The sequence below is a fragment of the Clostridium carnis genome (assembly GCF_054657435.1).
The window spans coordinates 1,908,330-1,919,735 of sequence record NZ_BAAHYS010000001.1; the positions used below are offsets into that span (position 1 = coordinate 1,908,330).

Consider the following 11,406-nt stretch of genomic DNA (forward strand, 5'->3'; position numbering starts at 1 on the left):
ATGTAATAATATACCTATAAGCATAAATTGTGAGAGGTATGGGATATGGCATATATAATAATTGATTTAGAGTTTAATAACTTAAATGGAATAACTAAATATTACCCTGATATATTTCATAATAACCCTGAGTTAGATAAATTAGAATTAGAAAATGAAATTATAGAAATAGGTGCTATAAAGCTTGATAAGTATATGAAGCCATTAAAAGAGTTTAAGACTTATATAAAGCCATCTGTAATTCCTATTTTAAATCCTAAAATTTCTGAAATAACTAATATAACAGAAAAGGATTTATTAAATGGAGTTACTTTTGAAGAAGGGTTAAATGGATTAATTAGTATTATTGATGATGGGGATATTATATGTTCGTGGGCAAAGGATGATATTGCAGAGATAATTAACAATGCAGTATATCATAAATATAATGATTTAAGTTGGTTAAAAAACTATCTTGATATACAGGAATATTCTACAAAGATATTAGCTAAGAAAAAATCTTTAAGTTTAAAGAATGCATTAGAAGAATTAAAGATAAAGGTAGACAAAGAAAAACTTCATGATGCTTTAAATGATGCAGTATATACCTCCTTTGTATTTAAAAGAATCTATAATTCTAGGATAGTAAAAAATTATGTTGTAAATAATATTTACGATATGCCAGTAATAGAGGTTAAAGATTTAAAGGGATATGAAATTAATGAAGATAAGGTAAGTGGAAAGTGCCCTAAATGCAATATACCTATAGAGATAGAGATTCCATTAAAACCATTGAGCTGGAGATTTGTATCTTTGGGAAAATGTCCTAAATGTAGTAATAAAGTTATGAATGAGGTTATTGTAAAAAGATCACTTAGTGGAAAAGATATATATAAAGAAATATCTACTATAATAGATGAAACAGAATATATAAATTATATATATAAAATTAAAAAATAATTTACTTTAAATTAAAAAAATATTAAACTGTAAGTGATTATAAACAATTACATTGTAAATATGATAAAATATATAGGTAATTTAATATATTATTAAGCATGAAAAGGGAAGGAACAATAATGAATATAGCGTTTTTTTTAACACCTAAGAACGAAGTGATATATGAGTATTTAGATGCAACTATGAGACAAGTTATTGAAAGGATGGAGCATCATGGATATACAGCTATTCCTTTAATAGATAAAGAGGGGAAGTATGTTGGAACATTAACAGAAGGAGATTTACTTTGGAAACTAAAAAATACTCCAGATTTAAATTTTAAAAATACAGGAAACGTAAAGGTTACTGATATACCTAAAAAAAGAAAACATAAAAGTGTTTCAATTAATGCAGATGTTGAAAGCTTAATTTCATTAGCTACTACACAAAACTTTGTTCCAGTAGTTGATGATGAGGGAATATTTATAGGGATAATAAAGAGAAGTGATATAATTAATTATTGCTATAATGAGATTAAAAAGAAATAAATTAAAGAAGTGATATAAGAAGGAGGTTTTTATGTTAATAGTTATTTCTCCTGCAAAAACATTAGATTTTGAAGGAACAAATAAAGATCTGCCAATGACTAGGCCAAGATTTTTAGAAAAATCTAAAACAATAATGAAAGAACTCCAAAAATATGATATATATAGTTTAGAAAAATTAATGAAAATAAGCAATAAATTAGCTAAATTAAATGTTGATAGATTTAAAACTTGGACAGAGGAACTTGAAAGTTCTAAGCAATGTTTATTAGCATTTAAAGGTGATGTTTATAGAGGAATGGATGTAGGTAGTTTTACAGATGAAGAATTCTTTTATTCAAATGATCACTTAAGAATACTATCAGGTTTATATGGAGTGCTTAAACCATTAGATGGAGTCAATCCTTATAGATTAGAAATGGGAACTTCACTTAAAATAAAAGAACATAAAAATTTATATGAGTTTTGGGGAGATGAATTGAAAAATTCATTAATTAAAGAACTTAAAGATCAAAAAAGTAATATTATAATAAATCTTGCATCAAAGGAATATTTTAAAGCAATAGAAAAAATAGATGAAGAAGAAAATATAAAAGTAATTACTCCTGTATTTAAGGAATTAAGAAATGGAGAATACAGAATTATATCACTAAATGCAAAAAAGGCAAGAGGTCTTATGACAAGATATATTATAAAAAATAAATTTGAAGATATAGAAGATATTAAAAATTTTAATTTAGAAGGTTATGAGTATAATGAAGAACTTTCTAATGAAAAAGATTTAGTATTTATAAGATAATAAAAAAATAGTGCTGCCGTATTAAGATATTTATATACAATAATATTTTGTAAGTTTAAAACTAATACAATATATTGTAGTATTTATTCTTAGAACGACAGCTCTATTTTTTTGTTTAATAATCAGATGATTCGAATGTTTCAACTATAAAATCAAACTCATCAGGATTTGTTATTTCTCCAAAGTCATCAGAAGAAATACCAGGATAATAATATAATATAAATTTATCTTCATAATCAAAAAGATTTTCTAGAATAATATATTGTTTATTAATTTCCCTATCTTCTAATGTAGCTAAAACTTTATATCTGCTATCTTTACCAGTAGCATTATTAGTTAAATCTATTATAAAGTTTTCATGAGTTCTAATATTTATTTTATCTTTATCACATTTTTTTATATGTGAATTAGGTCTACATCCAGTACAACCTTTAAACTTACAATCATTTATACAATTTAAACAAGCACATTTACTACAATGTTCAAACTGAGTAAAGTATTCCTTATTTTTATTTTTATAATTATTTAAATTATCTATAGTATTCTTTGGCTTAAAAATACTAAGAAAGCCGCCTTGCTTAGAATCTAATTCTTCTTTATTTAAAAGCTCTATATAATCCTTAATAATAGATAATTTAGAATAATATTTTCTTTTTATAAGTTGTTTTTCATCTAGAAAAGGAGATATATCACTAATTGCATAAGTTATATCTGTATATAGTTTACCTATAGTATCCTTTTCTTTAATTATAAAGTCGGCCTCTTTTCCCATAAATATCACCTATTATGAATTTTTATATTTTTCTAGTTCTAAATCTAAATCAACAGAATCTAAAGCTTCGAATTGACTATCAAAATCGTCAACTTCTCTTAATTCTCCTAAGCCATGAGCAAGAGCTTCTTCTCTTTGAATTTTTCTTTCAATACTATCAATTTGAATAGAGTTTGATTTAGTTTGAACATTTGATAATACCTCATTAACTTTTTTACTAGCTTCAGCATTACTAAATCTTGCAGCAGCTTCATCTCTATAATTTCTAGTTTTATTTATTTCTTCTTCTAGTGTAGCCAAGTTTTTCTTTATGGCTTCAGCTTGAACTTTTGCAGTTTCATAGCTAGCAAGTAAGCTTTTATATTTCTTTTCAGCTTCTATTTTTTTAGCTAAAGCTCTTTTAGCTAAATCTTCATTTCCCTTAGATAATGCTAACTTAACTTTATCTTCAAAGTCTTTAACTTCTCTTTCGGCAAGTTCAACTTTCTTCTTAGTCTCATGTGCATTTCCTATTATTTGAGCAGAGTTTAATTTTGCAGAATTTAATTGCTTTTCCATATCCCTTAATTTTTGATCAAGTAGTTCTATTGGATTTTCCATATCATCTAGTGTTGAATTTACCTTTGATTTAATCATATTTGACATTCTGTTAAAAATACCCATAATAATCACTCCTAAATATAAGTTTAATATTTTCTCTTATTTAAATAAATTTTTATTCCTACTACTATAATGATAAATAATAGGGCTAAAATTATAATTGATCCAATGGAGAATCCCCCTATTGGAGAAAAATAACGCATAGAGGATAAACCATAAAATACGTTTCCAAATGAGTTACCATTGTTATATTTTTTATTATAATCTTTATCTTGGCTAGTTGTATCTTCCTTATTTCCGCTACTATTTGAAAAAGAACCGGAACTAAAACCTTTTGTACTACCAGTTTTTCCTTTAGATGAGGAACTAAAGGAGCCAGATTTAAATCCTCCTCCAGAGCTATTAGAACTTTGACTTTCGTTTGAGGAAGATGAATCTTTATTTGAGGTTGAATTAGTAGTTGTTTTACTTTCTGATGAACTTTCTTTAAAAGATCCACTTTTAAAACCAGTAGATGATTTAGATGCATTAGATTTACCACCACTAGATTTTAAATTACCACTTTTAAAGCTACTAGAACTTGATTTGCTAGAACTTCTAGAGCTACTTTTTGAGCTAGATCCTTTAGCTTTAGCAGATACAGTAGTTTCGCCATGAGTTATTCCGTCAAACATAGAAACTGTATCTATTAAAAAGCTAGAAGTTAAAAAAACAAAAGTTAATAATAGTGTAAATAATAAATTTTTATTATGTTTCTTTATAATTTTCACCTCCAAGAAAAAGATTATATTAATATATTATAGTAAAAATTGGTATAGTTCAAAATCCATTTACCCTCAAAAAAGACTAAAAATCACAATTATTAGCGATTAAATTAAAATAGCTAATTAAATAGTAAAAATACCATTATTTAATAATAAAATACAACCTATAAAGAGTTAATATATACAATATATCCAAAACTTTTTTATTTAATTATATCATAATTTAATGAGTTAATAGTACAGATGATAATAGTTGTATAAATATTAATAATTTTCAGTACTTGTAATAGATATCATATTAGCTTAAAATTATATTTAGAGTTTATTAATTATGTACAAGGAGTGATTAAAAATGACAGAAAAAATACATGAAGATTCAATGAAGGATTTATTAGGTGATTTTGATGTTAAGAGAATTAATAAAGGTGATATATTAGATGGCGAAGTTATAGATGTTAATGATAAAGAAGTAATAGTAAATATTAATTATGCTTTTGATGGTGTAATAACTAAAGAGGAACTTACAGCTACAGATGAAAATCCAGTAGATGTTGTTATAAAGGGAGAAAAACTTAAAGTATATGTAATTTCACCAAATGATGGAGAAGGATATGTATTGCTGTCAAGAGTTAGAGCTTTAGCTATTACAGAAAAAGAGGATTTAATTAAATTCTTTAAAAATGATACAATTATAAAAGTTAAAGTGAGGGAAGAAGTTAAGGGTGGATTAGTTGCTTATTATGGTGGAACTAGAATATTTATACCAGCATCATTAGCTTCAAGAGAAAGAATAGAACTTAGTACTTTAATAGGAAAAGATCTAGAAGTTAAGTTAACAGAAGTTGATTTTAAAAATAGAAGAGTAGTTGCTTCAAGAAGAGTAATAGAAGATGCTTTATATGAAGTAGAAAAGAAAAAATTATGGAATAATATAAAATCAGGTGAAAAAAGAAATGGTATAGTTAAAAAGATAATTAAATTTGGCGCAATAGTTGATATTGGTGGAATAACTGGTTTAATTCATTTAAATGATTTAGCTTGGGGAAGAGTAAATAAAGTAGAAGATGTTGTAAATATAGGAGATAAAGTAGAAGTTTTTGTTGGAGAAATTGATACTCAAAAAGAAAGAGTTTCATTAATATTAAAAGATGTAAATAGTGATCCATGGACAGTAAATGCTTCAAGTTTAAAAGTTGGAGATGTATTAGAAGGTAAGGTTGTTAAACTTCTTGCTTTTGGAGCATTTGTAGAACTTTTCCCAGGAGTTGAAGGACTAGTTCATTTAAGTGAAATATCAGAAGAACATATTGCAAAACCAAGTGAAGTTTTAACAATTGATCAAAATGTTAAAGTTAAGGTATTAGATATAAATAAACAAGATAAGAAAATTTCCTTAACAATAAAAGATGCACAAGAAAAATCAAAAGAATATCTTAAATACAATGATTCAGATGAAGGAGTTTCATTAGGAGATTTATTTAAAGGAATGTTTGAATAATAGAAATTAATTTTAAAATAGATATGAGCTTATAGTATAAAAATATATTAATAAGCCATATCTATTTTTTTATTAGGTAAAATATATTAAACTTTTTCTATTTTTAGCATATTAGTTCCATTATTTTGTATACTTGGCATACCAGCAGCTACTATAATATCGTCTCCTTCATTTGCAAAGGATAAGCCTTTAGCTACTTTCTTAGCTTCAGTTATTATTTCATCTGTAGTTGTGAAAAGTTGACATTTTTCAGGAAATACTCCAAAGTTTAAGCTTAATCCACGTCTTACTTCATCGTGTGGAGTAATAGCTATAATAGGGCATTTTGGTCTATACTTTGATATTAATTTAGCTGTAGCACCACTTGTTGTAGCTGCAACAACAGCTTTAGAGTGAAGTAAATTAGAACTTCTACAAGCTGAGTAACTAATAGCTTCTGAAAAGGAATCTAATGAAGGTTCTTTTAAGCGTTTATTTAGATAATTATAATCTAAATGTTCTTCAGTTTCCTTAGCTATTTTTGACATTGTTAAAGCAGCTTCTATAGGATAACTTCCACTTGCGCTTTCTCCGCTTAACATAATAGCATCAGTTCCATCAAATATAGCATTACATATATCACATGCTTCTGCTCTAGTAGGAAGTGAATTTCTTATCATAGAATCAAGCATTTGAGTTGCTGTAATAACGATTTTCCCTGCTTCATTACATTTTCTAATAATAGATTTTTGAATAATAGGAACTCTTTCGATTGGAATTTCAACACCCATATCTCCTCTTGCAACCATAATACCATCTGCTACCTTGATAATAGAATCTATATTATTTACACCTTCTTGATTTTCTATTTTAGCAATTATTTGAATATAATCGCAATTATTATCTTTTAATATTCTTCTTACATCATCTATATCAGAAGCTTTTCTAATAAAGGAAGCTGCAATAAAATCAACTCCATTTTGACAGCCAAATATTAAATCCTCTTTATCCTTTTCAGTTATTGAAGGGAGATTAATGCTTACATTAGGAACATTAACGCCTTTATGATTTTTAATAATTCCTCCAACGGTAACTTTACATTCTATTTCAGTGCCTTTAATATTAATAATTTCAAATCTTAAAAGACCATCATCAACAAGGATTTCTCCACCTATAGATACATCCTTATATAAATCATCGTAAGAAACAGAGCATCTTTTATTATCACCTAAAATCTCTTCACCACAAATAAATGAAAATATATCATCTTTAAATAGTTCTACACCATCATTAATAAAGTTATGAGTTCTTATTTTAGGCCCTTTAATATCTAAAATAATTGCTGTAGGAGAATTAAGTTCCTCTCTAACCTTCTTTATCATATCAATTTTTTCTTTATGAGTTTCATGAGTACCATGAGAAAAATTTAATCTTGCAGCACTCATTCCAATTTTAATAAAATCCCTTAATGTCTTTTCGTTATCACTAGCAGGTCCAATAGTAAATATCATTTTAGTCTTTTGCATAATAACACCTCGCAAATTTAATAAATTAATTGAAAAATCTGACTTTTTAAGTTTTAAAATAAAATTTAAGTATTTTCTATATTATGATATACTTAAATCTATATAATAATTCTATCATATTTTAATAGGAAGGAAGAGAAAAATATGAATATTTTACAAAATTTACAACCTAGTAAGGTTTTTAAGTATTTTGAAGAAATTTCTTTAATACCAAGAGGATCAGGAAATGAAAAGGCTATAAGCAACTATTTAGTTTCAGTAGGTAAAAAATTAGGTTTAGAAGTTATCCAAGATGAAGCTTTAAACGTTATTATAAAGAAAAAAGGTACCGCTGGATATGAAAATTCAAAAACAGTTATAATTCAAGGTCATATGGATATGGTATGTGAAAAAAATAAAGGAACAGAACATGACTTTGAAAAAGATCCATTAAAGTTAAGAATTGTAGAGGATATGATATATGCTACAAATACTACTTTAGGTGCTGATAACGGTATAGCAGTTGCATACGGATTAGCATTATTAGACTCTACAGATATACCACATCCTCCATTAGAATTATTAATAACAACGGATGAAGAAGCAGGGATGTCTGGAGCTATGGCAATTTCACCTGAACATATAGATGGAAAGTTATTATTAAATTTAGATAACGAAGAAGAAGGTCATTTACTTGTAAGTTGTGCAGGAGGCATAAGAAGTAAATATACTTTAAATATTGAATGGGAAAGCATTAAAGAAGACCAATCCTTAGTAGAATTAACAATAAGAGGGCTAAAGGGCGGACACTCAGGAATGGAAATTAATAAGGAAAGAGGAAATGCTAACAAAATAATGGGGAGAATATTAAAAGATATTTTATCTCAAGTAGATTTTAGATTAGTATCTTTAAATGGTGGATCTAAGAACAATGCAATTCCAAGAGAAATGGATACTGTATTAGCTGTAAATAGTAATGATATTGAAAAGATTAATGAAATATCTAAAAAATGGCAAGAAATTCTTTCAAATGAATTAAAAGCTCAAGATCCAACTGTAATAGTTGCTGCTAAAAAGATAAATAATAAAATAGATAAAGTATTTTCAAAAATTTCTACAATTAAATCTGTTAACTTATTATATTTAATACCAAATGGTATAAATACGAATAGCGTGGAAATTGAAGATTTAGTAGAAAGCTCAACAAATTTAGGTGTGGTTACAACATTAGAAAATTCTGTAGAATTTGATAGTGCAATAAGAAGTTCAGTAGCTTCATTAAAAGAAGAAATAGTTCTTAGAAGTAAAACTATTGCTGAATTAATAGGAGCAGATTTTGAAACTACAGCAGGGTATCCAGAATGGCAATATGATAGTAATTCTTTCCTTAGAGGAGTTTGTCAAAAAGTATATAAGGATATGTATGGCAAAGAGGCTAAAATAGTTGCAATTCATGCTGGTGTAGAGTGTGGATTATTCAATGAAATATTAGGGGATTTAGATATGATTAGTTTTGGACCTAATCTTTATGATGTTCATACACCAGAAGAACATATGAGTATAGAATCAGTTAGAAATGTATGGGAATATTTAAAAGAAGTATTAAAAAATTTAAAATAAATCTTATATATTTATTTTATAATGAAAGGTTACTTAGTAGATTAACTAGGTAACTTTTTTTATTATAAAGATTTTTTAAAATATTGTTTTACATAATGAATATTAATAAGAATTACAGAATATAAATTAATATATTAAAATAAAAAAGGAGGAGAAGATGAAGTACACTAAATATTATAATAATAATAAAAATAATGGACAGAAATTTCTACTTTCATTAGCCATGACAACTATTGCAGCTATAGTTGTAGGACTACTACTTGTTAAAGTAGTAGTAAAATTTATTCCAACTTTTAATCCAGAAACCAATATAAAAGTACCAGATGCTAATGAGAATAATGTTACTATAGAAGAACAAGCTGGTGAGGAGTCATTTACATTTATTCAATGTGGATATTTTTCTAAAGAAGAAAATGCAAAGCAAGCTTTATCAACTGTTGGTGAAGGATATAACTCATTTATAGTCCAAGATTCAGATGGTAAATATAGAGTTTCGGCAGGTATTTTTAAACCGGATGAAGGCGGGAAAGTTATGGAAGGATTGAATTCCAAAGGAGTTACAAATGCAAAACTTGAATTTATTTTAAAAAAGGGAGATAAAGTACAGGCACAGATTGCGGCAATTACAGATGGATATCTAGATATAATAAATGCTGTTAATGATAAAGAGGTAAAAGCAGTAAAAACAAGTGATTTTAAAAAATGGACAGAAGAATTAGATAATATAAGTAGTGGAGACAAGATAGATGTTTTAAATGGATTAAAAGATCATGTTAAAGCTTTGCCAGATGAAATGAAAAAAGAAAATATTATAGGTGAGTTACAATATATATATGGAGTTTTAATTGGATTTAAAAAATAAATATATATATTGAAAATATTATCAATAAATAAAAAATAACAAAAATATTACAAATAAATAAAAATTGTATAAAGAAAGATAAAGCCACTTGTTTGAATTCCTATATAATGATAAACTATATAGGATATAGTCGCGGACAAGTGGCTTTGTCTATATTTCTATATTTAGAATTATAAGAAATATAGACTATGTGTAAAAAAATGTCTTTTTGGCAATACTATAAAATATGTATAAAATAGGATGTGATAATTTGAAATATATTTTAGCATCAGCCTCTGAAAGAAGACAAGAACTATTACATAGAATAGTGGATAATTTTGATATCATCATAAGTAATTTCGATGAAGAAAAGGTTAGTTTTAATGATAACATAGAAGATTATGTTTTGGAATTAGCAAGTGGAAAAGCTCTAAATGTAGCTGAAAATATAAAAAATGAAGCTATTATAATTGCTGCTGATACAATAGTGGTTCTTGATAATGTTATATTAGGAAAACCTAAAGACTCAAATGATGCTTTTGAGACATTAAAATTGCTAAGTGGAAAAGTACATAGGGTTTACTCTGGAGTAGTAGTTTTAAATACTACTAATTCAAAATTGGAAAAGAAATGTGTTTATACAGAAGTAAAATTTTCTGATCTTACAGATCAAGAAATAAATAAATACATAAATACTAAAGAGCCACTAGATAAAGCAGGTTCATATGGAATACAAGGATACGGTGGTGTTTTTGTAGAGTACATAAATGGATGCTATTACAATGTGGTTGGATTACCTTTAAATACTCTCGATAAGATGATTAAAAAGGTTATTTAAATAGGGGTGGGTATATTAAAGGAGTAGATTTATGAATAGTAATATCAAAATAAGTGATATACCTGAAGAAGAAAGACCTATAGAAAAACTTTTGTTAAACGGTCCAGAAGTTTTAAGTAATGCAGAATTACTAGCTATTATTTTAAGAACTGGGACTAGAGGAGAAAATGTTATTTCATTAAGTACTAGAATACTTTCGGAATTAGAAGGATTAGATGGTTTATTAAATAGTAATTTAAAGGATATGACTAGCATTAAAGGAATAAAAAATATAAAAGCAAGTCAATTAATGGCCTTAACTGAACTGTTTAAAAGATTTAATACATTAAGATCTAAAAGAAAAAGTTATAAAGTATCTTCTCCGAAAGATATTGCAGAACTTCTTATAAATGAAATGTCAGGATTGAATCAAGAAATCTTAAAGCTAATAATGTTAGACACTAAGAATAATATTATTGGAGTGAGAGATATTTTTAAAGGAAGTTTAAATACATCAATTGTACATCCAAGAGAGATATTTTCAGAAGCAATTAAGAGAAATAGTGCAAGCATAATAGTATGTCATAACCATCCTTCAGGAGATACTACTCCAAGTAAGGAAGATATTAATATAACTATACGATTAAAAGAGTGTAGTAAAATTATAGGTATAGATTTACTAGACCATATAATAATAGGAAATAAAAGATTTTTAAGTTTAAAAGAAAAAGGAATAATATAAGCGAAA

At 26.4% G+C, this 11,406-nt stretch carries 12 protein-coding genes; 8 read left to right on the forward strand and 4 right to left on the reverse strand.

Annotation, left to right across the window (positions count from 1 at the left end; genetic code table 11):
• Nucleotides 1-45: 45 nt before the first annotated feature.
• From ACYQ1T_RS09170 to yaaA, 3 genes are all read left to right on the forward strand, one after another.
• Entirely contained in the window at nucleotides 46-939 is an 894-nt protein-coding gene (locus ACYQ1T_RS09170; protein WP_459834160.1) for an exonuclease domain-containing protein, read from the forward strand.
• Between the two features lie 119 nt (nucleotides 940-1,058).
• A complete protein-coding gene (locus ACYQ1T_RS09175; RefSeq protein WP_459834162.1) occupies nucleotides 1,059-1,466 on the forward strand; it encodes a CBS domain-containing protein in 408 nt (135 codons plus the stop codon).
• Between the two features lie 31 nt (nucleotides 1,467-1,497).
• Entirely contained in the window at nucleotides 1,498-2,262 is a 765-nt protein-coding gene (gene yaaA, locus ACYQ1T_RS09180; RefSeq protein ID WP_459834164.1) for a peroxide stress protein YaaA, read from the forward strand.
• A 115-nt stretch (nucleotides 2,263-2,377) separates the two neighbouring features.
• Here the strand turns inward: yaaA and ACYQ1T_RS09185 are convergent, their stop codons facing one another.
• The 3 genes from ACYQ1T_RS09185 to ACYQ1T_RS09195 are packed head-to-tail and all read right to left on the reverse strand — an operon-like array spanning nucleotide 2,378 to nucleotide 4,404.
• Nucleotides 2,378-3,034 carry a DUF1292 domain-containing protein gene (locus ACYQ1T_RS09185; RefSeq protein WP_459834166.1) on the reverse strand — a complete coding sequence of 219 codons (657 nt, stop codon included), beginning with the start codon at nucleotides 3,032-3,034 and terminating at the stop codon, nucleotides 2,378-2,380.
• A 12-nt stretch (nucleotides 3,035-3,046) separates the two neighbouring features.
• Nucleotides 3,047-3,697, reverse strand: a complete 651-nt coding sequence (locus ACYQ1T_RS09190) for a PspA/IM30 family protein (RefSeq protein WP_459834168.1) — start codon at nucleotides 3,695-3,697, stop codon at nucleotides 3,047-3,049.
• A 23-nt stretch (nucleotides 3,698-3,720) separates the two neighbouring features.
• Nucleotides 3,721-4,404: a hypothetical protein gene (locus tag ACYQ1T_RS09195; RefSeq protein WP_459834170.1), complete on the reverse strand. Its 684-nt coding sequence runs from the start codon at nucleotides 4,402-4,404 to the stop codon at nucleotides 3,721-3,723.
• A gap of 346 nt (nucleotides 4,405-4,750) precedes the next feature.
• Between ACYQ1T_RS09195 and rpsA the strand changes: the two genes are divergently transcribed.
• Nucleotides 4,751-5,896: a 30S ribosomal protein S1 gene (gene rpsA / locus ACYQ1T_RS09200; RefSeq protein ID WP_459834172.1), complete on the forward strand. Its 1,146-nt coding sequence runs from the start codon at nucleotides 4,751-4,753 to the stop codon at nucleotides 5,894-5,896.
• A gap of 86 nt (nucleotides 5,897-5,982) precedes the next feature.
• Here the strand turns inward: rpsA and pyk are convergent, their stop codons facing one another.
• Nucleotides 5,983-7,401, reverse strand: coding sequence for a pyruvate kinase (pyk, locus tag ACYQ1T_RS09205; RefSeq protein WP_459834174.1), 1,419 nt, complete (start codon nucleotides 7,399-7,401; stop codon nucleotides 5,983-5,985).
• Nucleotides 7,402-7,545: 144 nt separating this feature from the next.
• On the opposite strand from pyk, the gene ACYQ1T_RS09210 reads away from it, so the two are divergent.
• The 4 genes from ACYQ1T_RS09210 to radC all read left to right on the forward strand — a co-directional run bounded on the left by ACYQ1T_RS09210 (nucleotide 7,546) and on the right by radC (nucleotide 11,400).
• Nucleotides 7,546-9,000, forward strand: coding sequence for an aminoacyl-histidine dipeptidase (locus ACYQ1T_RS09210; RefSeq protein ID WP_459834176.1), 1,455 nt, complete (start codon nucleotides 7,546-7,548; stop codon nucleotides 8,998-9,000).
• A gap of 157 nt (nucleotides 9,001-9,157) precedes the next feature.
• Complete coding sequence (locus tag ACYQ1T_RS09215; RefSeq protein ID WP_459834178.1) at nucleotides 9,158-9,862, forward strand: SPOR domain-containing protein; 705 nt, start codon at nucleotides 9,158-9,160, stop codon at nucleotides 9,860-9,862.
• Nucleotides 9,863-10,112: 250 nt separating this feature from the next.
• A complete protein-coding gene (locus ACYQ1T_RS09220; RefSeq protein ID WP_459834180.1) occupies nucleotides 10,113-10,679 on the forward strand; it encodes a Maf-like protein in 567 nt (188 codons plus the stop codon).
• 31 nt (nucleotides 10,680-10,710) lie between these two features.
• On the forward strand, nucleotides 10,711-11,400 hold the full coding sequence (gene radC, locus ACYQ1T_RS09225) for a RadC family protein (RefSeq protein ID WP_459834182.1): 690 nt from the start codon (nucleotides 10,711-10,713) through the stop codon (nucleotides 11,398-11,400).
• Nucleotides 11,401-11,406: the final 6 nt, after the last annotated feature.

Coding starts and splice junctions, on each gene's coding strand:
- rpsA (WP_459834172.1), top strand. CDS start 4,751: ATGACAGAAAAAATACATGAAGATTCAATGAAGGATTTATTAGGTGAT.
- radC (WP_459834182.1), top strand. CDS start 10,711: ATGAATAGTAATATCAAAATAAGTGATATACCTGAAGAAGAAAGACCT.
- ACYQ1T_RS09185 (WP_459834166.1), bottom strand. CDS start 3,034: ATGGGAAAAGAGGCCGACTTTATAATTAAAGAAAAGGATACTATAGGT.
- ACYQ1T_RS09170 (WP_459834160.1), top strand. CDS start 46: ATGGCATATATAATAATTGATTTAGAGTTTAATAACTTAAATGGAATA.
- ACYQ1T_RS09175 (WP_459834162.1), top strand. CDS start 1,059: ATGAATATAGCGTTTTTTTTAACACCTAAGAACGAAGTGATATATGAG.
- ACYQ1T_RS09210 (WP_459834176.1), top strand. CDS start 7,546: ATGAATATTTTACAAAATTTACAACCTAGTAAGGTTTTTAAGTATTTT.
- ACYQ1T_RS09215 (WP_459834178.1), top strand. CDS start 9,158: ATGAAGTACACTAAATATTATAATAATAATAAAAATAATGGACAGAAA.
- pyk (WP_459834174.1), bottom strand. CDS start 7,401: ATGCAAAAGACTAAAATGATATTTACTATTGGACCTGCTAGTGATAAC.
- ACYQ1T_RS09190 (WP_459834168.1), bottom strand. CDS start 3,697: ATGGGTATTTTTAACAGAATGTCAAATATGATTAAATCAAAGGTAAAT.
- yaaA (WP_459834164.1), top strand. CDS start 1,498: ATGTTAATAGTTATTTCTCCTGCAAAAACATTAGATTTTGAAGGAACA.